25 protein-coding genes and 3 tRNA genes are annotated in these 26,021 nt (G+C 73.4%); 17 read left to right on the top strand and 11 right to left on the bottom strand.

Features of this window, described 5'->3' with window-relative positions:
• The first annotated feature begins 88 nt into the window (after positions 1-88).
• Positions 89-514 (top strand): MarR family winged helix-turn-helix transcriptional regulator, encoded by a 426-nt coding sequence (locus OHA91_RS25555; RefSeq protein ID WP_266501473.1) that lies wholly within the window; start codon positions 89-91, stop codon positions 512-514.
• Here OHA91_RS25555 and OHA91_RS25550 read toward each other — a convergent pair whose 3' ends face one another.
• Positions 515-1,246, bottom strand: a complete 732-nt coding sequence (locus tag OHA91_RS25550) for an SCO2400 family protein (protein ID WP_063835487.1) — start codon at positions 1,244-1,246, stop codon at positions 515-517. It abuts the gene before it with no gap.
• A gap of 78 nt (positions 1,247-1,324) precedes the next feature.
• On the opposite strand from OHA91_RS25550, the gene OHA91_RS25545 reads away from it, so the two are divergent.
• Positions 1,325-1,885, top strand: coding sequence for an RNA-binding protein (locus tag OHA91_RS25545; RefSeq protein ID WP_266501469.1), 561 nt, complete (start codon positions 1,325-1,327; stop codon positions 1,883-1,885).
• On the opposite strand, the gene OHA91_RS25540 is transcribed toward OHA91_RS25545, so the two are convergent.
• Both OHA91_RS25540 and OHA91_RS25535 read right to left on the bottom strand, forming a co-directional pair.
• Positions 1,870-2,301 (bottom strand): hypothetical protein, encoded by a 432-nt coding sequence (locus tag OHA91_RS25540; RefSeq protein WP_031145885.1) that lies wholly within the window; start codon positions 2,299-2,301, stop codon positions 1,870-1,872. The two genes, OHA91_RS25545 and OHA91_RS25540, sit on opposite strands and share 16 nt — an antisense overlap.
• A 102-nt stretch (positions 2,302-2,403) precedes the next feature.
• Positions 2,404-3,117 carry an esterase/lipase family protein gene (locus OHA91_RS25535; protein WP_031145882.1) on the bottom strand — a complete coding sequence of 238 codons (714 nt, stop codon included), beginning with the start codon at positions 3,115-3,117 and terminating at the stop codon, positions 2,404-2,406.
• Positions 3,118-3,328: 211 nt separating this feature from the next.
• Between OHA91_RS25535 and OHA91_RS25530 the strand changes: the two genes are divergently transcribed.
• Together OHA91_RS25530 and OHA91_RS25525 are read left to right on the top strand one after the other, a co-directional pair.
• Positions 3,329-4,366: a rod shape-determining protein gene (locus OHA91_RS25530; protein ID WP_031145880.1), complete on the top strand. Its 1,038-nt coding sequence runs from the start codon at positions 3,329-3,331 to the stop codon at positions 4,364-4,366.
• Entirely contained in the window at positions 4,363-5,943 is a 1,581-nt protein-coding gene (locus OHA91_RS25525; RefSeq protein ID WP_266501465.1) for a sensor histidine kinase, read from the top strand. Before OHA91_RS25530 ends, OHA91_RS25525 begins: the two co-directional genes overlap by 4 nt.
• Before the next feature lie 37 nt (positions 5,944-5,980).
• On the opposite strand, the gene OHA91_RS25520 is transcribed toward OHA91_RS25525, so the two are convergent.
• Positions 5,981-6,421, bottom strand: coding sequence for an Lrp/AsnC family transcriptional regulator (locus tag OHA91_RS25520; RefSeq protein WP_031145876.1), 441 nt, complete (start codon positions 6,419-6,421; stop codon positions 5,981-5,983).
• Positions 6,422-6,491: 70 nt separating this feature from the next.
• On the opposite strand from OHA91_RS25520, the gene OHA91_RS25515 reads away from it, so the two are divergent.
• The 5 genes from OHA91_RS25515 (at position 6,492) to OHA91_RS25495 (ending at position 10,550) form a co-directional block, all read left to right on the top strand.
• Entirely contained in the window at positions 6,492-7,148 is a 657-nt protein-coding gene (locus OHA91_RS25515) for a LysE family transporter (protein ID WP_266501462.1), read from the top strand.
• A 67-nt stretch (positions 7,149-7,215) separates the two neighbouring features.
• On the top strand, positions 7,216-7,740 hold the full coding sequence (locus OHA91_RS25510; protein ID WP_266502674.1) for a hypothetical protein: 525 nt from the start codon (positions 7,216-7,218) through the stop codon (positions 7,738-7,740).
• A 75-nt stretch (positions 7,741-7,815) separates the two neighbouring features.
• Positions 7,816-8,598, top strand: a complete 783-nt coding sequence (locus tag OHA91_RS25505; protein WP_266501459.1) for a sulfite exporter TauE/SafE family protein — start codon at positions 7,816-7,818, stop codon at positions 8,596-8,598.
• 79 nt (positions 8,599-8,677) lie between these two features.
• A complete protein-coding gene (locus tag OHA91_RS25500; protein ID WP_266501457.1) occupies positions 8,678-10,027 on the top strand; it encodes a carboxyl transferase domain-containing protein in 1,350 nt (449 codons plus the stop codon).
• A gap of 187 nt (positions 10,028-10,214) precedes the next feature.
• Complete coding sequence (locus OHA91_RS25495; RefSeq protein ID WP_266501455.1) at positions 10,215-10,550, top strand: hypothetical protein; 336 nt, start codon at positions 10,215-10,217, stop codon at positions 10,548-10,550.
• A 67-nt stretch (positions 10,551-10,617) separates the two neighbouring features.
• On the opposite strand, the gene OHA91_RS25490 is transcribed toward OHA91_RS25495, so the two are convergent.
• Positions 10,618-11,451, bottom strand: coding sequence for a helix-turn-helix domain-containing protein (locus tag OHA91_RS25490; protein WP_031145863.1), 834 nt, complete (start codon positions 11,449-11,451; stop codon positions 10,618-10,620).
• Positions 11,452-11,499: 48 nt separating this feature from the next.
• On the opposite strand from OHA91_RS25490, the gene OHA91_RS25485 reads away from it, so the two are divergent.
• Positions 11,500-11,862 carry a cupin domain-containing protein gene (locus tag OHA91_RS25485; RefSeq protein WP_031145861.1) on the top strand — a complete coding sequence of 121 codons (363 nt, stop codon included), beginning with the start codon at positions 11,500-11,502 and terminating at the stop codon, positions 11,860-11,862.
• A gap of 15 nt (positions 11,863-11,877) precedes the next feature.
• On the opposite strand, the gene OHA91_RS25480 is transcribed toward OHA91_RS25485, so the two are convergent.
• Positions 11,878-13,140: an MFS transporter gene (locus tag OHA91_RS25480; RefSeq protein ID WP_031145858.1), complete on the bottom strand. Its 1,263-nt coding sequence runs from the start codon at positions 13,138-13,140 to the stop codon at positions 11,878-11,880.
• Between the two features lie 215 nt (positions 13,141-13,355).
• On the opposite strand from OHA91_RS25480, the gene OHA91_RS25475 reads away from it, so the two are divergent.
• Positions 13,356-14,513 carry a carboxylate-amine ligase gene (locus tag OHA91_RS25475; RefSeq protein WP_266501447.1) on the top strand — a complete coding sequence of 386 codons (1,158 nt, stop codon included), beginning with the start codon at positions 13,356-13,358 and terminating at the stop codon, positions 14,511-14,513.
• A 59-nt stretch (positions 14,514-14,572) separates the two neighbouring features.
• Here OHA91_RS25475 and OHA91_RS25470 read toward each other — a convergent pair.
• The 3 genes from OHA91_RS25470 to OHA91_RS25460 all read right to left on the bottom strand — a co-directional run bounded on the left by OHA91_RS25470 (position 14,573) and on the right by OHA91_RS25460 (position 14,987).
• Positions 14,573-14,649, bottom strand: a tRNA-Ile gene (locus OHA91_RS25470).
• A gap of 187 nt (positions 14,650-14,836) precedes the next feature.
• A tRNA-Asn gene (locus OHA91_RS25465) sits at positions 14,837-14,909 on the bottom strand.
• Positions 14,910-14,914: 5 nt separating this feature from the next.
• Positions 14,915-14,987, bottom strand: a tRNA-Asn gene (locus OHA91_RS25460).
• Positions 14,988-15,132: 145 nt separating this feature from the next.
• Between OHA91_RS25460 and OHA91_RS25455 the strand changes: the two genes are divergently transcribed.
• From OHA91_RS25455 to OHA91_RS25440, 4 genes are all read left to right on the top strand, one after another.
• Positions 15,133-15,438, top strand: a complete 306-nt coding sequence (locus OHA91_RS25455; RefSeq protein ID WP_031145854.1) for a hypothetical protein — start codon at positions 15,133-15,135, stop codon at positions 15,436-15,438.
• 95 nt (positions 15,439-15,533) lie between these two features.
• Positions 15,534-16,982: an FGGY family carbohydrate kinase gene (locus OHA91_RS25450; protein WP_031145852.1), complete on the top strand. Its 1,449-nt coding sequence runs from the start codon at positions 15,534-15,536 to the stop codon at positions 16,980-16,982.
• A gap of 139 nt (positions 16,983-17,121) precedes the next feature.
• Positions 17,122-18,855 (top strand): ABC transporter ATP-binding protein, encoded by a 1,734-nt coding sequence (locus tag OHA91_RS25445; protein ID WP_031145849.1) that lies wholly within the window; start codon positions 17,122-17,124, stop codon positions 18,853-18,855.
• Entirely contained in the window at positions 18,852-20,774 is a 1,923-nt protein-coding gene (locus tag OHA91_RS25440; RefSeq protein ID WP_031145847.1) for an ABC transporter ATP-binding protein, read from the top strand. Before OHA91_RS25445 ends, OHA91_RS25440 begins: the two co-directional genes overlap by 4 nt.
• A gap of 81 nt (positions 20,775-20,855) precedes the next feature.
• Here the strand turns inward: OHA91_RS25440 and OHA91_RS25435 are convergent, their stop codons facing one another.
• The gene (locus tag OHA91_RS25435) at positions 20,856-21,908 is read right to left on the bottom strand and encodes an RNA polymerase sigma factor (protein WP_266501440.1); all 1,053 of its coding nucleotides are present in this window, start codon (positions 21,906-21,908) and stop codon (positions 20,856-20,858) included.
• 172 nt (positions 21,909-22,080) lie between these two features.
• Between OHA91_RS25435 and OHA91_RS25430 the strand changes: the two genes are divergently transcribed.
• Both OHA91_RS25430 and OHA91_RS25425 read left to right on the top strand, forming a co-directional pair.
• Positions 22,081-22,668 carry a hypothetical protein gene (locus OHA91_RS25430; protein ID WP_245239967.1) on the top strand — a complete coding sequence of 196 codons (588 nt, stop codon included), beginning with the start codon at positions 22,081-22,083 and terminating at the stop codon, positions 22,666-22,668.
• A complete protein-coding gene (locus OHA91_RS25425) occupies positions 22,665-23,927 on the top strand; it encodes a nucleotidyl transferase AbiEii/AbiGii toxin family protein (protein ID WP_328740079.1) in 1,263 nt (420 codons plus the stop codon). Before OHA91_RS25430 ends, OHA91_RS25425 begins: the two co-directional genes overlap by 4 nt.
• Here the strand turns inward: OHA91_RS25425 and OHA91_RS25420 are convergent.
• Positions 23,924-26,005 (bottom strand): molybdopterin oxidoreductase family protein, encoded by a 2,082-nt coding sequence (locus OHA91_RS25420; RefSeq protein WP_328740078.1) that lies wholly within the window; start codon positions 26,003-26,005, stop codon positions 23,924-23,926. The genes OHA91_RS25425 and OHA91_RS25420 overlap by 4 nt on opposite strands.
• Positions 26,006-26,021: the final 16 nt, after the last annotated feature.

Genomic DNA, 26,021 nt, shown 5'->3' with positions numbered 1-26,021 from the left:
GCGCTCCTGGTAACGAATTGCTTCACTAGGTGAAACAACCATGCGCCTGGATATTTCATGTTGTCAAGTAAATGGGTACTCTGGATCCATGCCCAGTCGTCGTGTAGACCCAGTGACCGTCGAGGTCGTCGAACTCATCGGTGACGTCGTGAGCCGGTACCACATGGAGTACGAGCATGCGGCCGCCACCCATCAGCTGACCGGCGCCCAGGCCAAGGTGCTGAACCTGCTCTCCCTGGAGCCGACGCCCATGCGCCGCATAGCGCAGAAGCTGCGGTGCGAGCCCTCGAACGTGACGGGCATCATCGACCGGCTGGAGAGCCGCGGTCTGGTGGAGCGCCGTCCGGACCCGGCCGACCGGCGGGTCAAGCTGGCCGCCCCCACCGAGGAGGGGCTGCAGACGGCGGAGCGGCTGCGCGAGTCGCTGGACTTCGCGCGCGAGCCCCTGGCCGGGCTGTCCCCGGCGGAGCGGGCCGTGCTGCGGGACCTGCTCAAGCGGATGCTGGGGGGCTAGTCAGTCGCCCCAGCACAGCATGCCCAGGAAACCGCAGTCCTTGGTCGGCGTCGGCGTGGGCTTCGGCGGGGGCGGCGGCGCGGGCGACGCCGTCGCACTGCCGGAAGCACCCTGCGAGGGCTGCCCCGTCCCACCCTGGACGGACTTCCCCGGGCCGGGGGTACCGGACGTCCGCCCCGACGTCGTCGGAGCGGGGGCGGACTCCGTCGGTCCGGGCTGACCGGCGCTCCCGGTCGGCGCGCCGCTGCCGGATTTCTTCGTGGTCGAGCCGCCGGCCTTCGCGGTGGCCTTGCCGGAGCCCGTGGGCGCTCCGGCCGTCGGCGCTTCCGACAGCGGAGCGGGATCCTGGGGCGCGTCGTCCACCAGGACGACGTCGGAGGCCCGGTCGGTGCGCTCCCCGTCGGCTGCCATGCTCACGACCATCAGGGAGCCCGCGGTCGCGAGCAGCACGCCGAGCGAGAGGGACAGCACGGTGCGGCGGCGCCGCCGGTGCGTGACCCGGCGGCGGGCGCCGGCCCTGCGTTCGTTCGGGGCGGAGAGCACCACGAGCGAGTCCGCGTACACGTCGGCCAGGACGGCCGGCGGATCGGCGGCGGGCCCCTCGACGACGGGCGGCACGGGCGGCCCGGCCGCAGCGGGCGCGGCGGGTATCAGGTACTCGGCAGGCGTTCCGCATCCGGCGCACGCCAGCGCGCCGTTGAGGTGCCTCCGGCAGGCGTGGCAATAGTTCATGGCGCCCGCAGGCTACGCGGTGTGCGGCAACATCCGGATCCCGAGAACGTAAGGATCCTGTGTGGAATCGTTCCTTCCATGACATCTTTCGGGCCTACAGGGTTCCAGTTGGTGCTATTGCGGCGGATGGCCGACTTCCAGCCGGACCGCGCCGACGAGGCCCGCCGCCGGCTGGGCGCCTCGCTCGCGGACCAGCGGGAGGCGAACAAGCACTGGCAGGCCATGGTCCGCTCGCCGCGCTCCCGCGGAGCGCTGGCCCGGTACCGCTCGGTGCTCGGTCCACCGGAGTCCGCCGAGCACCGCACGATCGGCGACCTGGAGTGCGAGGCCCTGCTGTGGCCGCTGCCGCTCTGGCCGGACCTGCGCTTCGAGGTGCTGGCCGCGCCGGACGGGGCGGTGTGGAACGAGTGGCTCGTACGGGCCCCGGGCGCGCGGGGGCCCGTACTCCGGTCGCCGGACGACCTGCTGCCCTGGTCGGCGACGGTGGACGAGGTGGCGCGGGCCTTCGCGCCGGTGCGGCCGATGGAGGGCACCGCGCCGACGCGCTGGCGCCTGGCCTTCACCGCGCAGGGCCGACCCTGCGTGGCGGAGTTCACCTACGGCCTGCTCCAGCGCGTCGGTCCTCAGACGCAGCGGTAGGCGCCCCGGGCCGTGTGGGTGATCCGGCGGACCCGCGACAGGGCGTACCCGGCCGTCACGTACCCCGCGCCGACCGACAGGGGCCCGAGCGCGGCCAGGACCGGCAGGGCGGACAGGAACAGCGGGGCGTGGACGCGGTCCCGCCCGGGGGACGGACAGGAGGACGGCCCGCCGGCCCCCGGGCCCTCGCAGCCGGCGGGCGCCAGGACGGCGGTGCTCTCGGGGCCCAGCCCCAGAACCGGTCGGCTCCCCCTGTTCACGGCCTGTTCGGCCAGCAGGAGGGCCACGACGAGGAACGCCGTCCCGGTCAGCATGAACACCCCGCCGTAGAGGCAGGTGAGGCGCAGACGGGTGACGGAACGCCGCGGCGGCGCGGGCCGCTCGTCGGCGGCACGGGCGCGGACCCGGTACGGCATCGGCACTTCCTTCCCCCTCAGGACGTGACGGCCTCCCCACTGTTGCCCGTACCCCCTAAGCAGCGCGTCAGCACCGTCGCCGCCCCCGCACGGGGCGCGCGCCTACGACGCGAGGAAGGCGCGCACTCCGGCCGAGGTGCCGTCGTCGCCGAGCAGGTCGTTGTGCCCCAGGCAGCCGACCGGCGTGTTGGCGGCGCCCGTGAGCGGGACGCTGTCGTCGGGGTTGATCACCTCGTCGCAGTTCGACCAGAAGGTCGCGTACTTCACCGCGCCCGGGGTCGGGTCGCCGCCGCCCAGGTTCTTCACCACGTACGACCCGGGGGTCATGTCCCGGCAGGCCTGGTCCCACAGGGCGCAGGCCCAGGCGGTGGAGGTGCCGCGGTTGGGGCCGGCCAGTGAGACCCAGTGGTCGACGGTGGCCGTGCCCCCGCCGAACTTGACGTACCAGCGGCTCACCAGCGAGCCGAAGGAGTGCGCCACGACGTCGACCTTGGCGGCGCCGGTCTCCCGGCGGACCTGTTCGACGTAGGCGCCGAGCCGGCCGGCGAGGACCTCGTTGACGGACTGGTGGGTGTCGTAGCCGAAGGAGAAGAGCTCCGCGTCGGCGTACCCGTCGGCGCGCAGGTCGGCGCGGAGGGCTCCCCATACGCCCGGGTCGGCGTTGTACCCGTGGACGAAGACCACCGGACTGCGCGGTGATGCCCGGTCAGGGGCGGGGACCGGACCCCGGTCGGAGGCACGGGCCGCGGCGGGCGCCGCGAGCGAGGCCAGGCAGAGCGTCAGGAGCGCGACCAGTGCCTGTCGGGCCGTCAGCATCGGTTCCCCCATACCTTGTTACGTGCGAGTAGCACGTGCAGTGCGGGCATGGTGCTGCCTGTCGGTACAGAAATCCACCCCCATGCAGCCCCGACACACCCACGGCCGGAGCATTCCAACGGGCGGATAGCCCCAAATGCCCGGGATGATATGTAAAGCGACCGGCACTTCCGCCGGTCCCTTTGCGTCAGCGCTCTCGGGAGGTACTGCCGTGACCGTCAGTCTTGAGCAGTTGCGCCGCTGCCACGTCGCCGTCGACCTGGGGGCGGCCAGGACCCGCGTGTACGTCAAGGGCGCCGGCCTCGTGGTCGACGAACCCAGCGTCGCCGCGGTCAACACGCGCACCGGCGCACTCATCGCCGTCGGAACCTTCGCCGAGCGGATGACCGGCCGTACGCCCGACTACATCCGGGTCGTGCGCCCCGTCTCCGGCGGCACCGTCGTCGACATCGAGATGGCCCAGCGGATGCTGCGCCACCTCCTCGGCGAGAAGCTGCGGCGCGCCCTGCGGCGCAAGCCGCGGCTGCGGGCCGCCGCCTGCACCCCGCACGACGCGGATCCGCTCGCCCAGCGCGCGGCCGTGGAGACCCTGGTCGGGCTCGGGGCGCGGCGCGTCGAACTCGTCGACACCCTGATCGCGGCGGCCGTCGGCTGCGGACTGCCCGTGGAGCAGCCGACCGCGACGATGATCATGGTGTGCGGGGCCGCGGCCACCCAGGTCGCAGTCCTCTCCCTCGGTTCGATCGTCACCGCCGAGCGGATCCCGGTCGGCGGCGAGGCCATCGACCACGCCGTCGTCCAGCACCTGCGCCACGCGCACGAGCTGATGCTGCCCAGCCAGGCCGTCCGGCCGCTCCAACTGGCCCTGCACGGCAACGGCCTCACCTCCGAGGGGCCGGCCTCCACCCTCATCCACGGCCGTGACGTGGCCACCGGTCTGGCCCGTTCCGTCCACGTGGACACCGCGGCCGTGCGGGACGCCATCCACACGCCGCTGACCGCGGTCCTCGACGGGATCGGCAAGGTGCTGCGGGACTGCCCGCCCGACCTGGTGGCCGACCTGACGGACCGGGGGATCATGATGGTGGGCGGCAGCGCCCTGCTGCCGGGCCTGGACCAGATGCTGCGGGACGCCACCGGAATGCCCGTTGCCATCGCCGAACGGCCCGACGTGTGCGCCGTGATGGGACTCGGCGCGATGCTCGAAGGGAAGATCGCCCCGATGGTCCTCAACCCGCTGGCCGGATGACGGACGAAGGGCACGGGAGGCCCGCCGGGCGGTCCGACGAGGACGCGGCGAGCCTCCCCGTGCTGCTGGAGGCCGTACTGAGCGTCGGCTCCGAACTGGAGCTGCGCGCCACCCTCCAGCACATCGTGGATTCGGCGGCCGAGCTGTGCTCGGCCCGGTACGGCGCGCTCGGGATCCTCGACCCCGAGCGCGCCCTGGTGACCGCGCTGTTCACGGCAGGGCTGACCGAGGAGCAGCGGGCGGCCGTCCCCCATCTGCCGGACGGTCGCTCCGGCCTGCTCGGGGTCCTCGCCCGGGACCCGCGGCCGCTGCTCCTGGACGACCTCACCCGGGACCCGCGGGCTGCCGGCTTCCCGCCCGGCCACCCGCCCATGCACAGCTTCCTCGGCGTCCCGATCCGGGTCCACAACGAGGTCTTCGGCAACCTCTACCTCACCGAGAAGCACGGTGGCGGCCCCTTCACCGAGGAGGACCTCGCCCTGGTGCGCGTCCTGGCCGCGCAGGCGGGCATAGCGATCGGCAACGCCAGGCTCTACGAGACCGCGCGCCGCCGGGAGCGCTGGATCGACGGGGCCGCCGCCGTGACGACGACGCTGCTGGCGGGACGCCCTGCGGCGGACGCCCTGATGTGCGTGGCGGAACGGGCCCGGCTGCTCGCCGACGCCGCGGCCGGGGTGGTGCTCCAGCCGACCCCCGAAGGCGGCATGGAGATCGTGGCCGCCTCCACCCAGGGGGACCCCGGGGACCTGGTCGGGACGGCGATCGCCCCCGGATCGCCGGTGCTGGAACAACTCCTCGGCGGCGAACCCGTCTTCATCGACGACTCGGCCACCGATCCCCGGATGACCACCCACGTCCGGATGCGGTTCGGGCCGAGCATGATGCTCCCGCTCCAGAGCGGCGGCCGGCTGATCGGCACCCTGGCCCTGCCGCGCGCCCGGGGCGGCCCGGCGTACGACGCGGTGGACCGGCTGCTGGCCTCGCAGTTCGCCTCCCAGGCCGCGCTGGCCCTCGTACTGGCGGACGCAGCGCACGACCGGGAGCAGCTCGCGGTGTACGAGGACCGCGACCGGATCGCCCGGGACCTGCACGACCTGGTGGTCCAGCGGCTCTTCGCCACCGAGATGATGCTGGAGAGCACCCGGCGGCGCGCCGCGAACGCCCCCTCCGGGGACACCGTCGGCGACGAACTCACCCGCGCCGTCGACGAGCTGGACTCCACCATCCAGGAGGTCCGCACCGCCATCTTCGCCCTCCAGCAGCCGCCGACCGATGCCCCGACCACCTTCCGGGGCCGGGTCCTGCGCGAGACGGGCGGCGCGGCGGTCCTGCTCGGCTTCCAGCCGTCGGTGCACTTCGCGGGCGCGGTGGACGCCCTGCTCCCGGCGGCCGTGGCGGCCGATCTGCTCACGGCCCTGCGCGGCGCCCTGGCCGCGGCGCACCGGCGCAGCGGGGTCACCTCGATCGAGGTGGTGGTGGATGCGTCCCCGGCCCGGGTCCGCCTGACCGTGACGGACGACGGCCGTACGGAGCGGGGTGCGCGGGACACCACGGTGACCTGGGAGTCGGCACTCTGACGGCGAGCGGCGCGGTGCGGGTGCGGGTGCGGGGCCCTCAGGGCCGGCCGGGGCGTTCGGCGGCGCGCAGGGCGATCCGGGTGTTGGACTGGGCGACCCCCGCCTCCCGCTTCAGACGGCGCAGCAGCGCGTCGAGGGCGGCGGGGTCGGCGGCCCGGGCCCGTACGAGGTAGTCGTGCGCCCCCGTCACGTGGACGACCTCGGTGATCCCGGGGAGCTTGGCGACCTGGCGCTCGAACTCCTCGTTGGTGGTGTCCTGGCGCAGCGTGACGTCGATGAAGACGACGAGACCGCCGGCGGTGTCGGCGGCCGGGTCCACCACGACGGTGAACCCGCGGATCACGCCGTCCCGGCGCATCCGCCGCACCCGGTCGGCGGTGGCGTTGGCGCTGAGGCCGACGCGGACGCCGAGGTCCCGGTACGAGATCCGCGCATCCTGCTGGAGGATGCCGAGGATTTCCCTGTCGAGGCGGTCCATGCCGCGATTCTCGCAGTCAAGCCCGGTATTGGCGCTCGTATCCCGGGGGTGAGGGCCGACCCTCGCCCGTATGAGCGAACTGATGACACCGGCCCTGGCGGGTGCCGCCGCCGGTCTGGGCGTGGCGATGCCGATGGGTGCGATGAGCGTGCTGCTGCTCCAGGAGGCGATGCGGCACCGGCGGACGGCGGTGGCCGCGGCCATGGGCATCGCGGTGGTCGACCTGGGCTACGCGGCCCTCGCCACCGCCGTCGGCCCCTGGGCGGCCTCCCACGTCTCCCCCGTCGAGGCGTGGGTCCGGCTGGCCTCGGCGGCGATCCTGCTGGCCATCGCGGCGCACGGCCTGGCCGGGGCCCGTCCCGAGGCGGCCCCGCCCGTGCCGGCACCGGATCCCGCCGCCGCACCGGGCGCCACGCGGACCACCACCGGCGTGCGGCCGGCCAAGGCCTTCGCCCGCTTCGTCGCCCTCACCGCGATCAACCCCACCACCGCCCTCTATTTCGCGGCCCTCACCACCGCCCAGGGCGCGAGCCTGGGCACCGGCCCGGCCGGAGCGGCCTTCCTCGTCGGCGTCGGCGCGGCCTCCCTCCTCTGGCAGCAGTCCCTCGTCGCCCTCGGCTCCTTCGCGGGCGCCCGCATCTCCGCCACCGCCCGCGTCTGGACCTTCCGCCTGGGCTACGGCCTGGTCGCCGCCTACGCGGTGAAGATCGCCCTCCCGCTCCCCTGACGGCCGCCGGTCCCGGCAAAGCGCTTGCCCGCACGGCGGACGGCCGGGAGACTCCCCTGCCGTGAACATGGGGATCTCCGGCTTCGAACCGGCCTACCTGATCGGGATCGACGCCGTACGGCAGGCACACGGCCCGCGTCTCGCGGCGCTCGCCGGCAGACGCCTGACGGGCTTCGCCCTGGTGCGTTTCGCCGAGGACGGCGACTGGTACGCCGACTGCCCGGTGGTGCTGGACTTCGAGGGCACCCGAGTGGAGATCTGCCACCGCACGTTCGACGAACTCTCCCTCGGCTGGGACACGATCCACACCTCGGCGGCGATCACCGGCTGGGAGTGGTCCGAGCTGACGCCGCAGTGGTCCCACCGCGACGAACGCCTCGAAGCGTTCGCCGGTCACAGGCTGCTCGGCGTCGCACTGCTCGAATGGCGGCCGGCGGGCCGTGACCTGGCGGACGGAACCGTCGCGCTGGAGTTCGTCTTCGACGCGGGACGCCTGCGGATCGCCAACGGACTCGACGAGAACAGCATCGAAGTCGGCCCGACTCCGCCCGGATTCGTCCGGTACGAGCCGGTGCCCCGACCGTGTTCATGAGATCGTCACGCACCCGGTCCGCCTGATGCGCCATTCTGGGCCGGTGGACGGTGAAGAGGCCCGGGGGCGGGCGGCGTGACGTGGTCGACCGGGCTGCTCGGATTCGCCGCCGGGCTCCTCATATCCGTGGTCACCGCGCCCGTGGGGGTCTCCGGAGCGGTCTTCCTGCTGCCCGTCCAGGTCAGCGTCCTGGGCGTGCCGAGCCCGGCCGTGGCACCGACCAACCTCCTCTACAACGTCGTGGCCGGCCCCGGGGCCCTGCTGCGCCACCACAGGACGGGGAGCCTGAGGGGGCCGCTCACCCGCCTGCTCATCGCCGGGACCGTGCCCGGCGTCGTCCTCGGCGCGGTGATCCGCGTGTTCGCCGTCCCCGGCCCGCGCATCTTCCGCCTCCTCATAGCCGCCCTTCTGCTGCCCCTGGGGCTGTGGCTGCTGCTGCGCACGCTGCGCCCGGCGCCGGCCCGCACTCCCCGCCCGCCCTCGCCCCGCGCCACGACCGCACTGGCCCTGACCGTCGGCGTGGCCGGGGGCGTCTACGGGATCGGCGGCGGCTCCCTGCTCGGCCCCGTTCTGGTCGGCCGCGGGGCGCCGGTCGCCGTCGTCGCGCCCGCCGCCCTGGCCGCCACCTTCGTCACCTCGGTCGTCGGCGCGGCCACGTACGCGCTGCTCTCCCTCGCCGCCACGGGCGACGTGTCCCCGGACTGGTTCCTCGGGCTGTCCTGCGGGGCCGGCGGCCTGCTCGGCGGACACCTCGGCGCCCGGCTCCAGCCCCGCCTGCCCGAGACGGCGCTCCGGCTGCTGCTCGCCACCCTGGCCACGGCCATCGGCGCGCTGTACGCCGCCCAGTTCCTGACCTGACGCGCCGCGGCGGCCGGGAATCGCCGCCGAAGTCCTGTCGCCCGGACGGGAATTCGACCGCGCCCCCTAGGGTGAAAGGGTGACGACCCGCCTCTCGGCCCGCGCGGCCATCGCCTCCGTGACCGACCCCGGCAGCTTCGCCGAACTGCTTGCCCCCCGACGGGAGTCCCCCGCCGACGGCCCGCTGGCCTGGGCCGGCTACGACGCCTCACGCGCCCGCGCCGCCGAACGCACCGGCGAGCAGGAGTCCGTCGTCACCGGCACCGCCCGCCTCGGCGGCCGCGAAGCCGTCCTGATCTCCTTCGAGTTCGGCTTCCTGGGCGGCTCCCTGGGGCAGCGCACCGGAGACCGGCTCGAAGCCGCGTACACGCACGCCCGCGAGCACCGCCTCCCCCTCGTCTCGCTCATCGCCACGGGCGGCTCCCGGATGCAGGAGGGCATGCTCGCGCTGACCCAGCTGCAGCGCGTGGCCCGCCAGAGCGTCCTGACCCGTGCCGCCGGGCTCCCCCAGCTCGCCGTCCTGCGCGATCCGACCACCGGCGGCGGCTGGGCCACCCTCGGGGCCGGCGCCGACGTGGTCCTCGCGCTGCCCGGCGCCCAGGTCGGCTTCGCCGGGTCCCGGGTGCGCCCGGCCGACGCGGACCCGGCGGCGTACTGCGCCGAGGGGCAGTACGCCGCCGGTCACGTGGACGCCGTGGTCCCCGCCGCCCATCTGCCGGGCACCCTCGCGAACTGGCTCCGCGTCCTGGCCGCGCCCCGCTCCGGCGGGCCGGTCGAGCCGCCGGCCGCGCTGGCCGACGTAAGCCCGCCCGCCACCGGCTGGGACGCGGTACGGCAGGCCCGCGACCCCGGCCGACCGCGCGCCGAGGCGTACCTGGACGCGTATTTCGAGCTCCGCCTGCACCTCTCCGGGGACCGGGCCGGCGGTACGGACCCGGGGATGCTGTGCGGGTTCGGGCTGCGGGAGGGCCGGGCCGTGGCCTACGCCGCCCAGTGCGGGACGGCCACCCGCCCGGCGGGATACCGCACGGCAACCCGCGTGGTCCGCCTCGCGGACCGGCTCGGCATCCCCGTGCTCACCCTGGTGGACACCCCGGGCGCGGCCAACGACGCCGCCGCCGAGCACGCGGGCGCCGGCGCGTCCATCGCCGACACCTTCGCGGCGCTGGCGGCGGCCACCGTCCCCGTCACCACCCTGCTGATCGGCGAGGGCGGTTCGGGCGGCGCCCTCGCGCTGGCCGCTCCGGGGAACACCTGGGTCACCCCGGACAGCTACTTCTCGGTCATCGCCCCGGAGCCGGCCGCGGCCATCCTCAAGCGCCCCCCGTCGGCCGCCCCGGCCACGGCGGACCAGCTGCGCATCCGCCCCCAGGACCTGGTGGCCCTGGGCGTCGCCCGCGGCATCGTCGGCCCGGGACGTACACCTTGAGGACCGGCGGGACCCGGGGAGGCGGAGCTGCTCGGTGGAAGGGGTCAGCAGCGGTTTCGGTGTTCCGTCACCACCGCCCGGTGATCGGGACGTCACCGGGAACGCCGAACCGGACGCTGTAGATGACCCGGTCGGAATCTGACCGAGCGCGGGGGCATGGTGCGCACCTGCCCGACGCCCCCCCCGCATGCTCGTCTTCGACCGCCGGGTCGCCGTCGTGCCGATCGACCCGGCCGACACGAAGCGCGGTGCGATCTGCATCAGCGAAGCCGGGGTCGTCGCCTCCATGGTCGCCCTGTTCGAGCAGACATGGCACTCCGCGGTCCCGCTCGGTGCCGACCGCTCCAAGGACGCCCGCACCGGACTCAGTACGTCCGAGCAGGAACTGCTCACGCTCCTCGCGTCCGGCCTCACCGACGAGGTCCGGGGCGGCGGCTCGGCATCTCGGCCCGCAGCGTGCGGCGGCAGATGTCGGGGCTCATGGAACGCCTGGACGCGTCGAGCCGGTTCGAGGCCGGACTGAAGGCGGCCCGGCGCGGCTGGCTCCGGTAGGGCCACCGCGGTTCTCCCGCGGGACTTCCCCCCGGCCTTCACGTCCGGGCGGACCGGGCGAACCGCGCCGGGCTGGTCCCCACGTGCCGTCCGAAGTGCCGGGTCAGGTGCGCCTGGTCGTAGAAGCCCGCGGCCGTCGCCACCTCGGCCGGCCGCATCCCCGCCAGCAGCAGCCGCCGCGCCAGCTCCACCCGCCGCCCGGTGAGGTACGCGTGCGGCGGCAGCCCGTACGCCGCCCGGAAGCTCCGGATCAGGTGGGTGGGGTGGACGTGGCCCAGCTCCGCCGAGGCCTCCTCCAGGCCGATTCCCTCGGCCACCCGCGCGTCGAGCAGCTCGCGCAGCCGTACGGCGAGCCCTGCGGCCGGCGCCCCGTACTCCGTCGGCGCGCGCCCCGCGAGCCACCGGCGCAGCCGTTCCCGTACGAAGGCCAGCCGGGACTCGGCCTCCAGCCGCTCGACCGCTCCGGCCGGCAGCTCCCGCGCGCCCAGCGCCAGGTGCAGGCCGTGCACGCGCTCCCGCAGCGCCGGGTCGGGCAGCAGCGGGGCGTCGACGGCGGCCCCGGTCAGGCCCTCGGGCAGGACGGAGGCGTCGAGGTGGAGGACGCGCTTGCGGAACCCGGCCTCGGTGACCGTCCGCCCGTCGTGGGCCACCCCGGGCGGCAGCAGGATGACCGTGTCCCGGACGCCGACGCCGTGCCGCTCGCCGTCCAGTGCGAAGTCGACCCTCCCACCGTCCAGGATCATCAGGGCCCAGGTGTCGTGCACGTGCACCGGGTAGGCGTGGTCGGTGAACCGGGCGTGCAAGACCTCGGCGATCCCCGCGACCGGCGGCCTCCAGGCGCTGACGGTGCTGCGCGGACGTATCGCGGCCATGTCAGGAACGTACAAGACCGCCCGCGCGCCCGCCGCCAGGCTGTCCGCATGACGACACAGAAGATCGACATCGCCGGGAAGCTGGCCGGTTTCACCGAGCAGTGGGCGCCGCGCCGCATCGCCCGCGTCAACGACTACGAGGTCAAAGTCGCCAAGGTCCGGGGCGAGTTCGTGTGGCACACCCACGAGGACACCGACGAGCTCTTCCTCGTCGTCGCCGGCACCCTGACGATCCGCCTGCGGGACGGGGACGTGGTCCTGGGCCCCGGCGAGATGTACGTCGTCCCGCGCGGGACGGAACACTGCCCGGCGGCGGACCAGGAGGCCCACATCCTGCTCTTCGAACCGTCCGGCACCACCAACACCGGCACCGCGGGCGGCACCCGCACCCGAGAACCGGTGGACGCGTAGCCCGCCGGGCCCGGCCTAGGCCTGGGGCGAGCGGGCGTCGTAGTGGGCGAAGTTCCGCCAGCGCAGGGCGAGCAGGCCCACCAGCAGCACGCAGGCCAGGCCGCCGCCGGTGACGGCGACGGCGGGCGAGGTCAGGTCGGCGGCGGTCCCGGCGAGGAAGTCCCCGAGCCGGGGCCCGCCCGCGACGACCACGATGAAGACGCCCTGGAGGCGCCCGCGCATGTCGTCCGGCGTGGCGGCCTGGAGCATGGTGGTGCGGAACACCATCGAGACGGTGTCCGCGTACCCGGCGAGGGCCAGGAAGAACAGCCCGAGCCAGAGGTTCCGCGTGAGCCCGAACACCGCGATGGCCAGCCCCCATGCCGCGACCGCCAGCAGGATCGCCAGCCCGTGCCGCCGGACGCGGGCCTGCCAGCCGGAGAACAGCCCGCCCAAGAGCGCCCCGGCGGCGATCGCGGCCACCATCAGGCCGACCGTCTTCGCGTCGTCGCCGTACCAGAGCACGGCGATGGCGGGGAACAGCGCCTTCGGCTGCGCCAGCACCATGGCGGCCATGTCGGTGAAGAAGGTCATCCGGATGTTGGGCCGGGTGCCGAGGAAGCGCAGCCCGTCGACGACCGAGGCCCTCCCCCGCACTCCCTCGGCCCGGTCCGGCTTCATGGACGGCAGCCGCCACATCGCGTAGAGCGCGGCGCAGAAGGTCACGGCGTCGATCAGGTACGCCCACTCGTACCCCCCGACGGCGACGACCAGTCCGCCCAGCGCGGGGCCGACCATCGTCCCGAAGGTCATGGTCACGGAGTTCAGGGCGTTGGCGGCGGGCAGTTGCTCGGCCGGCAGGAGCCTCGGGATCATGGCGGACCGCGCCGGCCCGGTGAGCGCCCCGCAGACCGCCTGGAGCGCGACGATGCCGTACAGGAACCAGACCCGGTGGAAGCCGAGCAGCGCGGCCGCGGCGAGCGCGACGGACAGCACGGCGGCGCCGAGGGAGCTGTACAGGCCGAGCTTGCGCCGGTCGACGGTGTCGGCGATGGCGCCGCCGTACAGGCCGAAGACGACGAGCGGGACGAGCGAGAAGAGGCCGACCAGCCCGACCGAGAAGCTGGAGCGGGTGATGTCGTAGACCTGGAGCGAGATCGCCAGGGTGGTCATGGCCTGGCCGACCCAGGAGATGGTCCCGCCGATCCACAGCCGCTGGTAGTCGGCGGAGGTGCGCAGGGGGGTGAGGTCGGCGAATATGCGCCGCCTCGGAGCGGTCGGAGCGGTCGCACGAGTCACATCGGATGATAACCAGCAGCCCGCCGCCGGTCCGCGGGGATTTCCGGCCCTTTCACACACCGGCAACAGTCGCCCCACCCTGCTCCGGGCTCCCGGAGCAGGCGGGCCATTGCCGCTAACTCGCCACTATCACCGCACATTTGACTGAATCGACGTGCGCTCCTCGCCTCTCGTTCAGCTCATGATGAAAAGACTCGTATGTCCAGGGAGGCGTAGTGATCGAACCTGGCAACAGCACCACGAGCACCGGCACGACGCAGAACACGGTGCGCCCCACCGTGCCCCTCACGGTCGGCGTCGAGGAGGAGTTCCTGCTCGTCGACGCCCGCACTCTCCGGGTGGTCCCCGCCGCCCCGCAGGTCCTGGCGACGGCCGGCGGGCTGCCGGGCGAAATGCACCCCGAGGGCACCCGCTACCAGGTGGAGATATCCACCCCGATCGCCGACTCGGCGGCCTCGCTGCGCGCCGAGCTCGCCGCGCTGCGGCGCACCCTCGGCCGGGCGGCCCGCGCCCACGGCTGCCGGCTGCTGGCCGCGCCCTCGCCGGTCGTCGCGGTGGAGGGGCCGCTGCACCTGACGGACGACCTGCCGCGCCAGCGCGAGCAGCACCGCCGCTTCGGCGCGCTCACCGACACCCTGGTCAGCTGCGGCCGCCACATCCACATCGGCACGCTCGACGTGGACACGGCGGTGGCGGTGTCCAACCGGATCAGACCGTGGCTGCCCACACTGATCGCGCTGGCCGCCAACTCGCCGTTCTGGGGCGGCCGTGACACCGGTCACTCCAGCTGGCGGGCGATGGCCTGGTCCGGCTGGCCCTCGGCGGGCCTGCCTCCGCAGTTCACGTCCACGGCCCACTTCCGGCGCTCCGTGCAGACCCTGCTCGGCTCCGGAGCGGCCCTGGACACCAAGATGGTCTATTGGGACCTCCGGCCCTCCGGGCACTGGCCGACGCTGGAGTTCCGCGCGCCGGACATGTCCCCGGACGTCGACTCGGCGGTCCTCCAGGCGGAACTGGCCCGCGCACTGGTGGCGACGGCGCTGCGCGAGATCGCCGAGCGGCGTCCGGAGCCGGCCTTGCGGGACGACGTACTGCGCCTGGCGCGCTGGCGGGCGGCCCACGACGGCCTGGAGGGCTTCGGCCTCGACCCGTACACGGGCACGGAACTCCCGGCGGCCGACCTCGCGGAGGCCCTGCTGGACCTGGTCGCCCCGGAACTGGCCGCCGCCGGCGACCTGGACCACGCGGCCAAGACCCTGGCCGGGCTCCTGCGCGACGGCTCGGGAGCCCACCGCCAACGCGCGGCCTACGCCCGCCGCCAGGACCTGACGGACGTACTGCGCCAGCTCGTGGACGAAACGGAGGACTTCTAGCCGGGCACCCCGGAAAACGCCGAAGCCGCAGGTGCAATCGTTTCTGCACCTGCGGCTCGTGGTGGGGCGGGTGGGACTCGAACCCACGGCCGACGGATTATGAGTCCGCTGCTCTAACCGGCTGAGCTACCGCCCCTTCACGGCGTGGCGCGTACATCTGTGCGCGCCGTCTGCCGCAGCATAGCCGCTCATACGATCTCCTGCTTCGGATGCCTCGCATGATCGGCTTCGCCTGTTCAGAGAGACCGCGCTGCGGGCTGCCCGGTTCCCGAAAAGGGCGGCAAAGAAAGAAGAGGGCCCCGTAGGGCCCTCTCCTCTTCCTGCTCCCCCGGCTGGACTCGAACCAGCAACCCTCCGGTTAACAGCCGAATGCTCTGCCAATTGAGCTACAGGGGACTGCGCTCCCCCGACTGGACTCGAACCAGTAACCTGCCGGTTAACAGCCGGCTGCTCTGCCAATTGAGCTACAGGGGATTGCTGCGGTGCATCGAACAGCCCACCTCCGGCCTTGCCGGGGGGCGAGCGCCCGCTGCGAGACATAGATTAGCGCAAGCAGGGGGGTGCTCCGCCAATCGGTATCGCCAGCGGGCCGGGCACCACACGACGAAGGGTGACAGGCATGCGGTACAAGGTCACGTTCGTGGTCGGACTGGCCCTCGGGTACGTGCTCGGGACCCGGGCCGGGCGCGAGCGCTACGAACAGCTGAAGAAGTCCGCCCGCCAGATCGCGCAGAACCCGGCGGTGCGCAACGCCGCCGAGACCGCGGGCCACACCGGGCGGGAGTACGCCGGGAAGGCCTTCGCCGTGGTGAGCGAGAAGGTCGGCGACGCCGTGCCGGACTCGCTCGCCGGACGGGTCCGCGGACTGCGCGGCCGGGCCGGCGGCGGGATCGCCGACGACGACTGGGGCACCAGCAACACCTGACGCGTCACCGGCCGTACCCGGAGCCCCTGGGACCCATGTGGTTTCAGGGGCTCCGGGCGGTCAGGACCGGCCCCGCGTGCGGCAGAATTCTCCGCATGGGGATAGTCGCCGGGCTGGACAGCTCTTCCGCCTTCACACGCATCGTCGTCTGTGACACCGAGACCGGCGCCGTGCTGCGCCAGGGGTACGCACCCCATCCGCAGCCCGTGGGCGAACCCGACGGCGCCAACCCCCACGAGACCGATCCACAGGCCTGGCTGCTCTCGCTCGGCGAGGCCGCCGGCGGCGGGATCCTGGAGGGCGTCCAGGCCATCGGCGTCTCCGCGCAGCAGCACGGCCTGCTGCCGCTGGACCCGCAGGGCGCGCTGGTGCGCCCGGCCCTCGTCGGCAACGACAAGCGCGGCCAGGTCGCGGCCGCCGACCTCACGGAGGCCCTCGGCGGGCGGCACGCCTGGGCCGAGGCGGTGGGCTCGGTCCCGCACTCCGCCCAGCCCGTCGCGAAGCTGGCCTGGCTGGCCCGCGCCGAGCCCGAGGCGGCCCGGCGGGTGGCCGTGCTGATGTCCCCGCACGACTGGCTGGTCTGGCAGCTGCTGGGCCGCCCGGCCCGCCGCACCACCGACCGCGGCGGCGCCTCCGGAACCGGCTACTGGTCGGCGGCCGCCGGAGCCTGGCGGCCCGACCTGGTCGAGCTGGCGCTCGGGCACCGGGCGCTGCTGCCCGAGGTGCTCGGCCCGGCCGACGCGGCCGGGACCACGCCCGAGGGGCTGCTGATATCCGCCGGTACCGGCGAGACGATGGCCGCGGCCCTCGGCCTGGGGCTGGGCCGCGGCGACGCGGTGGTCTCGCTGGGCGCCTCCGGTTCGGTGATGGCGGTGCACCACGAGGCGCTGTCGGAGCCGGGCGGGCTGATCACCTCCCTGGCCGACGCCACCGGCATGCACCTGCCCGTGGTGAACACCTCGAACGCCGTACGGGCCCTGCGCGGCACCGCCGAGCTGCTCGGCACCGACCTGGAGGGGCTGTCCGACCTCGCGCTGAAGTCGACGCCGGGCGCGCACGGCCTCGTGCTCCTGCCGTACCTGGAGGGTGAGCGGACGCCGAACCTGCCGCACTCCGCCGGCACCCTCACCGGGCTGCGCCGGGACTCCATGAAGCCGGAGCACCTGGCCCGGGCGGCCTTCGAGGGCATGCTGTGCGGCCTCGTGGACGCCCTGGACGTGCTGCGCTCGCGCGGGGTCGAGATCCGCCGGGTGTTCCTGCTGGGCGCGGCCGCGGAGCTGCCCGCCGTGCAGGCTGCGGCCCCCGGACTGTTCGGGACGCAGATCGTCGTGCCGGCGCCGGCGGACTATGCGGCGCTGGGCGCGGCCCGCCAGGCGGCCTGGGCCCTCGGTGTGGCGCAGGGCACGCTGGCCCCGCACACCCCGCCGGTCTGGCCGGCCCCCGCGGCGCAGGTCTTCGAGCCGGGAGAGGACTTCCCGGCGTGGCAGGGCGTGCGCCAGCAGTACATCGCGACGCGGGAGCAGATCCACCCCGGGGCGTTCTGACCGGGCGGCGGCGGGGGTCGTAGGACCCCCGCGGCGGGGCTGGTCCTTTTGACCGGCCTTTGCGAAATCCGGTGGGGATCCGTGGGCCGATTGGCCGAAGATGGGTTGAACCCCCTCGATTGCCGACCGGAGCCTGCGCGTGCTCATACGACTTCTGCGGACCCACCTGGGCCCGTACCGGAAACCCATCGCGGCGCTGGTCCTGCTGCAACTGCTGCAGACCAGTGCCAGCCTCTACCTGCCCACACTCAACGCCGACATCATCGACAACGGTGTCGTCAACGGCGACACCGGATACATCCTGCGCTTCGGCGCGCTGATGCTCGGCGTCTCGCTCGTCCAGCTCGTCTGCAACGTCGGGGCCGTCTACTACGGCGCCCGCACGGCCGCGGCCGTCGGTCGCGACGTCCGCGCCGCCGTCTTCGACCGGGTGCAGAGCTTCTCCGCGCGGGAGCTCGGCCAGTTCGGCGCCCCGTCCCTGATCACCCGTACGACGAACGACGTCCAGCAGGTCCAGATGCTGGTGCTCATGACCTTCACCCTGATGGTCTCGGCGCCGATCATGTGCGTCGGCGGCATCGCCATGGCGCTCTCCCTGGACGTGAAGCTGTCGGGCGTCCTGCTGGCCGTGGTACCCGTGCTCGGGATCGCGGTCGGCGCCATCGTCTTCAGGACGCGGCCGCTGTTCCGCCAGATGCAGGAGCGCCTGGACACGGTGAACCGGGTGCTGCGCGAGCAGATCACCGGCAACCGGGTGATCCGCGCCTTCGTCCGCGACGACTACGAGAAGGACCGCTTCCGCGAGGCCAACGCCGACCTCACCGGGGTCTCGCTGGCCGCGGGCAAGCTGCTGGCCCTCATGTTCCCGACCGTGATCGTGGTCGTGAACATCTCCAGCGTCGCCGTCATCTGGTTCGGTGCGATGCGCGTCGACAGCGGCGGCATGGAGATCGGCCAGCTGACGGCCTTCCTCGCCTACCTGATGCAGATCGTCATGTCCGTGATGATGGCCACCTTCATGTTCATGATGGTGCCCCGCGCCGAGGTCTGCGCCGAACGCATCCAGGAGGTGCTGGACACCGAGTCCAGCGTCGTCCCGCCCGCCGACCCGGTGCGCGAACTCACCCGCAGCGGACTCCTGGAGCTGCGCGGCGCCGACTTCCACTACCCGGGCGCCGAGGCCCCGGTCCTGCGCGGCGTGGACCTGGTGGCCCGACCCGGCGAGACCACGGCGGTGATCGGCTCCACCGGAAGCGGCAAGTCCACGCTGCTGGGCCTGGTCCCGCGGTTGTTCGACGCGACCGGCGGCGAGGTGCTGGTCGACGGGGAGGACGTGCGCGGACTCGACCCCGAACTGCTGGCGAGGACGGTCGGCATGGTGCCGCAGAAGCCCTACCTGTTCTCCGGCACCGTCGCCTCCAACCTGCGCTACGGGCGCCCGGACGCCAGCGACGAAGAGCTGTGGCAGGCCCTGGAAGTGGCCCAGGCCAAGGAGTTCGTCTCGGCGCTGGAGGGCGGCCTGGAGGCTCCCGTCACCCAGGGCGGCACCAACGTCTCCGGTGGCCAGCGCCAGCGTCTGGCCATCGCCCGCACGCTCGTGCAGCGCCCGGAGATCTACCTCTTCGACGACTCCTTCTCGGCCCTGGACTACGCGACGGACGCGGCGCTGCGCGCGGCGCTCGCCCGCGAGACCGAGGACGCGACCGTGGTCATCGTCGCCCAGCGGGTCGCCACGATCCGCGACGCCGACCGGATCATCGTCCTGGACGAGGGGCAGGTCGTGGGCGAGGGACGCCACCACGAGCTGATGGCCGGCAACGAGACCTACCGGGAGATCGTGCTCTCCCAGCTGACGGAGGCGGAGGCCGCATGAGCGGGCCCGGAGGACGGATGATGATGGGGCCGGCCCAGCGGTCCCTGGATTTCAAGGGATCGGGCAAACGGCTGCTGGGCCAGATCGCACAGGACCGGGCCAAGCTGTGGGGCATGGTCCTGGCCGTCGTCGGCAGTGTCGCCTGCGCGGTCGTCGGGCCGAAGATCCTCGGCGAGGCGACCGACCTGGTCTTCGCGGGCATCGTCGGCCGGGAGATGCCGGCCGGTGTGACGAAGCAGCAGGCGCTGGACGGGATGCGCGCGCGGGGCGACGACGGCATGGCGGACATGCTGTCCGGTACCGACTTCACCCCGGGCCAGGGCATCGACTTCGGCGCGGTCGGGGTCGTGGCGATCTGGGCGCTGGTGGTCTTCACCCTGGCGGGCCTGCTGATGCTGGTCGCCACCCGGCTGTCGAACCACGTCATGAACGGCACCCTCTACCGGATGCGCGAGGAGCTCCAGGCGAAGCTGTCGCGGCTGCCGCTGTCGTACTTCGACCAGCAGAAGCGCGGCGAGGTGCTGAGCCGGGCCACCAACGACATAGACAACATCGGCCAGACGCTGCAGCAGACGATGGGTCAGCTGCTGAACTCGCTGCTGACCATCGTCGGCGTGCTCGCCATGATGTTCTGGATCTCGCCGCTGCTGGCGCTGGTCGCGGTGGGGACCGTACCGGTCTCGGTCTACGTCGCCGCGAAGATCGGCAAGAAGTCGCAGCCGCACTTCGTGGAGCAGTGGAAGACGACCGGCACGCTCAACGCCCACATCGAGGAGATGTACTCGGGGCACAACCTGGTCAAGGTCTTCGGCCGGCAGAAGGAGTCCGCGGCGGTCTTCGCCGAGCAGAACGAGGCGCTGTACCGGGCCTCGTTCAAGGCGCAGCTGGTCAGCGGCATCATGCAGCCGGTGATGTTCTTCATCTCGAACATCAACTACGTGCTGATCGCGGTGGTCGGCGGGCTGCGGGTCGCCTCCGGCACCCTGTCGATCGGTGACGTGCAGGCCTTCATCCAGTACTCGCGGCAGTTCTCGATGCCGCTGACGCAGGTCGCGTCGATGGCGAACCTCGTGCAGTCCGGTGTCGCCTCGGCGGAGCGGGTCTACGAGCTGCTGGACGCCCCGGAGCAGGAGCGCGACGCCGACGTGCCGGAGCGTCCGCAGGAACTGCGCGGCCAGGTCACCTTCGACAAGGTGGCCTTCCGCTACGAGCCGGACCGCCCGCTGATCGAGAACCTCTCGCTCTCGGTGGACCCGGGCCACACGGTCGCGATCGTCGGCCCGACGGGCGCCGGCAAGACGACCCTGGTGAACCTGCTGATGCGGTTCTACGAGGTCACGGGCGGGGAGATCGCCCTGGACGGGGTGGACATCGCCAAGATGACCCGCGAGGAGCTGCGCGGCGGCATCGGCATGGTGCTCCAGGACACCTGGTTGTTCGGCGGCACCATCGCGGAGAACATCGCGTACGGCGCTTCGCGCGAGGTCACGCGCGCCGAGATCGAGGAGGCTGCGCGGGCGGCGCACGCGGACCGGTTCGTCCGGACGCTGCCGGACGGCTACGACACCGTGCTGGACGACGAGGGCGCGGGCGTCAGCGCGGGCGAGAAGCAGCTGATCACCATCGCCCGGGCGTTCCTGTCGGACCCGGTGATCCTGGTCCTCGACGAGGCGACGAGCTCGGTGGACACCCGCACGGAGGTGCTGATCCAGAAGGCGATGGCGCGGCTCGCGCACGGCCGTACGTCCTTCGTGATCGCGCACCGGCTCTCCACGATCCGCGACGCCGACCTGATCCTGGTGATGGAGAGCGGCTCGATCGTGGAACAGGGCACGCACGAGGAGCTGCTGGCGTCGGGCGGCGCCTACGCCCGCCTGTACGCGGCGCAGTTCGCCCAGGCGGTCGCCGAGGTCGACTGACCGCGGCGGCGCGAGCGGGTGGGGGCGTCCTCCGGGGCGCCCTTTCCCGTTCCGGCCGGGTGCCGTGGTGCCGTGCCCGCTTCAGTCGAGGTAGCCGCGCAGCTGGTCGGCGAAGGCGTGGTCGCGCAGCTTGTTGAGGGTCTTGGACTCGATCTGGCGGATCCGCTCGCGCGTCACGCCGAAGATCCGGCCGATCTCCTCCAGGGTGCGCGGCCGTCCGTCGGCGAGCCCGTAGCGCAACTGCACGACCTTGCGCTCGCGTTCGCCGAGGGTCGACAGGACCGCTTCCAGGTGCTCGCGCAGCAGGAAGAAGGCGGCCGACTCCACGGGGGAGGCGGCGTCCCCGTCCTCGATGAGGTCGCCGAGCGCGACGTCGTCCTCCTCGCCGACGGGGGCGTGCAGGGAGACCGGCTCCTGGGCGAGCCGCAGCACTTCCAGGACCCGCTCGGGGGTCAGCTCCAGGTGGACGGCGACCTCTTCGGCGGTGGGCTCGTAGCCGCGTTCCTGGAGCATCCGGCGCTGTACGCGGACGACGCGGTTGATCAGCTCGACGACGTGGACGGGCACCCGGATGGTCCGGGCCTGGTCGGCGAGGGCCCGGGACATCGCCTGCCGGATCCACCAGGTGGCGTAGGTGGAGAACTTGTACCCGCGGGCGTAGTCGAACTTCTCGACGGCCCGGATCAGCCCGAGGTTCCCCTCCTGGACCAGGTCGAGCATGGTGAGCCCGCGGCCGACGTACCGCTTCGCGACGGAGACGACCAGCCGCAGGTTCGACTCGATGAGGCGGCGTTTGGCCATGCGCCCCATGACGACCAGCCGGTCGAGGTCGACGGCGAGCTGGGAGTCGAGGTCGGGGGTGGTGCCGAGCTTCTCCTCGGCGAACAGCCCGGCTTCGACGCGCCGCGCCAGGTCCACCTCCTCGGCGGCGGTGAGCAGCGGGATCCTGCCTATCTCGCGCAGGTACTGCCGGAACAGGTCGGCGGAGGGTCCCGCTCCGCTCCCGCTCCCGTCGCTGTCCCGCCTGCGCTGTACAGGAACCGGCTCGATCAGCTCCAGTACCTCGGGCTCTTCGTCCACGGCTTTGGCCTCCGAGGACTCGCTCGCGTTCACGGTCAGGGTCCGGGTCTGCACGGGGGCGACCTCCAGGGCTCCGAGGACGGGGGCACCGCATTCAGTGTGGGGTAAGACACATCGCTGCCACGAGGGGCGTGCGAGCACTTTCTGAGTCCGGCGCGTGACCGATGGTTACCCCCTGCCGGGAACCCCGATGCGGATCGGACACATGTCCGAGATGATCGGCTCCATGCATGAGTACGAAACCCACGTGACGGTGCGCTGCGCGGACGCGGCGGAGCTGGCGCGGCTCGATGCCTGGGCCGCTGCGCGGGAGTTGAAGGTGACCCACATCCAGCTGGCGCGGGGACGGATGGTGTCGCAGCCGATGCTGACCCTGCGGGACCGCACGGGCCACGAGCGGCTGGTGCCGCAGCTGCGGGCGGACGGCTTCGATCCGGTGCGGGTCAAGGTGGAGACGGTCCCCTGGACCACGGACCTCCCGGGGCCGGGCGGCGGCTACTTCGAGCACCACCTCAAGGTGCTGCTGCCCGCGGACTTCGACCGCCCGGCGCTGGAGGCCCTGGTGGCCCCGCACGGGGCGCACCTGTCGTGGAACGCGCGCCGGGTAGGGGGCGGGGGCTGGCACACGCGGTTCGTGACGCAGCGGTGGCGCGGCGCGGAGGGGGCGGCCGGTGCGGGTGCGGCCTTCGACGCGCTGGTCGAGGCGCTCGGCTCGGCCGGGTACGAAATGGGCACGGGAGAGCGGGAGTTCGTGCTGTACGACAGTGACCTGTCGGTGGACGACGGCTGGATCGGGCAGGAGGCGACGGCATGAGCGTGACGAACGCGCGAAACGCGGTCGGCAGCCTCCGGCGGGCACGCGAGCACGAGCTGCCGCGCACCTCCACGGCCGGGATGGGTGCCGTGGCGGAGGCGGCGGAGGCGGCGGAGCGGGTCACCGCCGAGACCGCGGACGCGTTCGAGCGGTTCGAGGGGGACCGGCTGGACGGGCTGGACGGGCTGGACGGGCTACGCCGGCGTCGACCGTTCCGGTCGCCGGCAGGAGGACCGGATGCCGGCGCTGTGGGAGAAGACCTTCGGGGAGGGCGCCCGATGAGCTCGTGGCGGGAGTTCGGCATCAGCAGCACGCACCTGCCGAGCGAGCCCCTGGACGAGGAGACGCGGGCGGCCCGGCACCTGCCGCGGACGCTGCGTCCGGTCGTCGGGGACGACGTACGGCAGCGGGCGGTCTTCGACCCGTCGCTGCGGCACAACTTCCAGGGCTACCGGGCCGGCGACCCGGTCTTCGACGACCCGGAGCGGACCGCCGCCTGGGTGCGGGCGCGGCGGGCGGCGATGGACGCGGTCCTGCTGGCGGTCTCGGAGTCCGAGTGGGCGGGCTCGCTGGTGCTGCGGGGCAGCGTGCTGCTCGCCGACCGGTTCGGGGAGGAGGCCAGGGAGCCCGGCGACCTGGACTTCGTGGTCGTTCCCGAGACCTGGCGGATGGAGGACGGCCGGACCGGCCGGATGCTGGACGGCATCGCGGCGGCGGCCGACGGACGGGCCGGGATCAAGGCCTCGGGGGCGGTGTCGGAGGACATCTGGACCTACGACCGGGTGCCGGGGCGGCGCATGGTGCTGCCGTGGTCCGTGCCCGGTCTGCCGGACGGGCAGGTCCAGCTGGACTTCGTCTTCAACGAGCGTCTGCCGGTGGCACCGGAGCCGGCCGAACTCGCCTGCGGGGCGGTGGTCCTCGCGGCGACGCCGGCCCTGTCACTGGCCTGGAAGGTGCTGTGGCTCATCAGCGACCGGCACCCGCAGGGCAAGGACCTGTACGACGCGGTCCTGCTGGCAGAACGGCACCGGCTGCCGAACGCGCTGCTCCAGGAGGTGTTCCGGCAGGCGGGCGAGGCCCCGCAGCCGAACCGGGACGTGGAGCTGCTGGACATCGTGCACATCGCCCCCGAGGGCTGCGTGGGCGCCGAGTGGGAGCACTTCGAGGCGGAGTACCCGCAGCTGGCCGCCCCCGGGGAGGAGGTCTTCCTGGCCCGTCTGGTGGAGGCCCTGCGCCCGACCTTCGAGGACGTCTTCTAGGCCGGCTCGACACGGACCGCGCAGACCTTGAACTCCGGCATGCGGGAGGTGGGGTCGAGGGCCGGGTTGGTCAGGGTGTTGGCGCGGCCCTCGCCCGGCCAGTGGAAGGGCATGAAGACCGTGTCCGCGCGGATGGCGTCCGTGATGCGCGCCGGGGCCACCGCGCGGCCGCGGCGGGACGTGACCGCCAGGGGGCTGCCGTCGACCGCGCCGAGTCGGGCGGCGAGGCGGGGGTGGAGTTCCACGAAGGGGCCGGGGGCTGCCTCGTTGAGCTCGTCCACCCGGCGGGTCTGGGCGCCGGACTGGTACTGGGCGACCACGCGGCCGGTGGTGAGCAGGAGCGGGTAGTCGGCGTCGGGGACCTCGGCGGCGTCGCGGTGGGTGACGGGGACGAAGCGGGCCCGGCCGTCCTCGGTGGCGAAGCGGTCCAGGAAGAGGCGCTCGGTGCCGGGCGAGCCCTCGGGGCAGGGCCAGAAGACGCCCTGTTCGGCCTGGATGCGGTCGTAGCTGATGCCCGAGTAGTCCGCCGGGCCGCCGGCCGAGGCGCGGCGCAGTTCGTCGAAGACCTCCTCGGGGTCGGTGGGGAAGCCCTTCTCGACGCCGAGGCGGGCGGCGAGCCCGTGCAGGACCTCCAGGTCGCTGCGGACGCCCGGGGGCGGGGTGAGGGCGCGGCGGCGCAGCAGGACGCGGCCCTCCAGGTTGGTGGTGGTGCCGGTCTCCTCCGCCCACTGGGTGACGGGGAGGACGACGTCGGCGAGGGCGGCCGTCTCGGAGAGGACGACGTCGGCCACGGCGAGGAAGTCCAGTGAGCGGATCCGGTCCTCGATGTGTGCGGCGCGCGGCGCCGAGACCACCGGGTTGGAGCCCATCAGGAGGAGGGACTTCACGTCGGTGCCGAGGGCGTCGAGGAGTTCGTAGGCGCTGCGGCCGGGTCCGGGGAGGCTGTCGGGGTCGACGCCCCAGACCCCGGCGACGTGGGCCCGCGCGGCCGGATCGGTGAGCTTGCGGTAGCCGGGGAGCTGGTCGGCCTTCTGCCCGTGCTCGCGGCCGCCCTGGCCGTTGCCCTGGCCGGTGAGGCAGCCGTAGCCGGAGAGGGGGCGGCCGGCCCGGCCGGTGGCCAGGCACAGGTTGATCCAGGCGCCGACGGTGTCGGTGCCCTTGGACTGCTGCTCCGGGCCGCGTGCGGTCAGCACCATCGCGGAGTCCGGGGCGCAGAAGAGGCCGACCGCCTCGCGCAGGGCGGGGACGGGGACGCCGGTGATCCGTTCCACCAGCTCGGGCCAGTGGGCCATGGCGGCGGCCCGGGCCGCTTCCCAGCCGGTGGTGCGGGCGGCGATGAACTCCTCGTCGGTGCGGCCGTCGGCGACCAGGAGGTGCAGGAGGCCGAGGGCGAGGGCGAGGTCGGTGCCGGGGCGCGGGGCCAGGTGCAGGTCGGCCTGTTCGGCGGTGCGCGTGCGGCGCGGGTCGATGACGATGAGGGTGCCGCCGTTGGCCTTGAGCTCGGTGAGGTAGCGCAGGGCGGGCGGCATGGTCTCGGCCAGGTTCGAGCCGACGAGGATCACGCAGCCGGTGCGGGGGATGTCCTCCAGCGGGAAGGGCAGGCCGCGGTCGAGCCCGAAGGCCTTCTGGTGGGCGGCGGCGGCCGAGGACATGCAGAAGCGGCCGTTGTAGTCGATCTGCGAGGTGCGCAGGGCGACGCGGGCGAACTTGCCGAGCGCGTACGCCTTCTCGTTGGTGAGGCCGCCGCCGCCGAAGACGCCGACGGCGTCCGGTCCGTGCGCGCGGGCCGTGCGGGCGAGGCCTGCTGCGACGGTGTCGAGGGCCTCCTCCCAGGTGGCGGGTTCGAGCCGCCCTGCGTGGGTGCGGACGAGCGGCTCGGTCAGGCGCACCCGGGAGGAGAGCACGGCGGGAGCGGTGCGGCCCTTCCCGCACAGCGCGCCCCGGTTGACCGGGAAGTCGGCGCGCTCCTCCACCGCCACGCCCGCGCCGCCCGGCTCGGGGCGCAGGTTCATCCCGCACTGCAGCGCGCAGTAGGGGCAGTGCGTGGCGGTGGCGGCGGTTGCTCCCGGGGTGTGCATACGGTCCAGCGTGCGT

Source organism: Streptomyces erythrochromogenes, from assembly GCF_036170895.1.
In the GTDB taxonomy this organism is placed as follows: domain Bacteria; phylum Actinomycetota; class Actinomycetes; order Streptomycetales; family Streptomycetaceae; genus Streptomyces; species Streptomyces erythrochromogenes.
The sequence above is the reverse complement of the archived record's forward strand: the minus strand, read 5'-3'. Positions and strand labels throughout refer to the sequence as shown.

Excerpts from the sequence above, each read along its gene's own strand:
- OHA91_RS25555 (WP_266501473.1), top strand. The coding sequence starts at position 89 with ATGCCCAGTCGTCGTGTAGACCCAGTGACCGTCGAGGTCGTCGAACTC.
- OHA91_RS25550 (WP_063835487.1), bottom strand. The coding sequence starts at position 1,246 with ATGAACTATTGCCACGCCTGCCGGAGGCACCTCAACGGCGCGCTGGCG.
- OHA91_RS25545 (WP_266501469.1), top strand. The coding sequence starts at position 1,325 with ATGACATCTTTCGGGCCTACAGGGTTCCAGTTGGTGCTATTGCGGCGG.
- OHA91_RS25540 (WP_031145885.1), bottom strand. The coding sequence starts at position 2,301 with ATGCCGTACCGGGTCCGCGCCCGTGCCGCCGACGAGCGGCCCGCGCCG.
- OHA91_RS25535 (WP_031145882.1), bottom strand. The coding sequence starts at position 3,117 with ATGCTGACGGCCCGACAGGCACTGGTCGCGCTCCTGACGCTCTGCCTG.
- OHA91_RS25525 (WP_266501465.1), top strand. The coding sequence starts at position 4,363 with ATGACGGACGAAGGGCACGGGAGGCCCGCCGGGCGGTCCGACGAGGAC.
- OHA91_RS25520 (WP_031145876.1), bottom strand. The coding sequence starts at position 6,421 with ATGGACCGCCTCGACAGGGAAATCCTCGGCATCCTCCAGCAGGATGCG.
- OHA91_RS25515 (WP_266501462.1), top strand. The coding sequence starts at position 6,492 with ATGAGCGAACTGATGACACCGGCCCTGGCGGGTGCCGCCGCCGGTCTG.
- OHA91_RS25510 (WP_266502674.1), top strand. The coding sequence starts at position 7,216 with ATGGGGATCTCCGGCTTCGAACCGGCCTACCTGATCGGGATCGACGCC.
- OHA91_RS25495 (WP_266501455.1), top strand. The coding sequence starts at position 10,215 with ATGCTCGTCTTCGACCGCCGGGTCGCCGTCGTGCCGATCGACCCGGCC.
- OHA91_RS25490 (WP_031145863.1), bottom strand. The coding sequence starts at position 11,451 with ATGGCCGCGATACGTCCGCGCAGCACCGTCAGCGCCTGGAGGCCGCCG.
- OHA91_RS25485 (WP_031145861.1), top strand. The coding sequence starts at position 11,500 with ATGACGACACAGAAGATCGACATCGCCGGGAAGCTGGCCGGTTTCACC.
- OHA91_RS25455 (WP_031145854.1), top strand. The coding sequence starts at position 15,133 with ATGCGGTACAAGGTCACGTTCGTGGTCGGACTGGCCCTCGGGTACGTG.
- OHA91_RS25450 (WP_031145852.1), top strand. The coding sequence starts at position 15,534 with ATGGGGATAGTCGCCGGGCTGGACAGCTCTTCCGCCTTCACACGCATC.
- OHA91_RS25440 (WP_031145847.1), top strand. The coding sequence starts at position 18,852 with ATGAGCGGGCCCGGAGGACGGATGATGATGGGGCCGGCCCAGCGGTCC.
- OHA91_RS25430 (WP_245239967.1), top strand. The coding sequence starts at position 22,081 with ATGCATGAGTACGAAACCCACGTGACGGTGCGCTGCGCGGACGCGGCG.
- OHA91_RS25425 (WP_328740079.1), top strand. The coding sequence starts at position 22,665 with ATGAGCGTGACGAACGCGCGAAACGCGGTCGGCAGCCTCCGGCGGGCA.
- OHA91_RS25420 (WP_328740078.1), bottom strand. The coding sequence starts at position 26,005 with ATGCACACCCCGGGAGCAACCGCCGCCACCGCCACGCACTGCCCCTAC.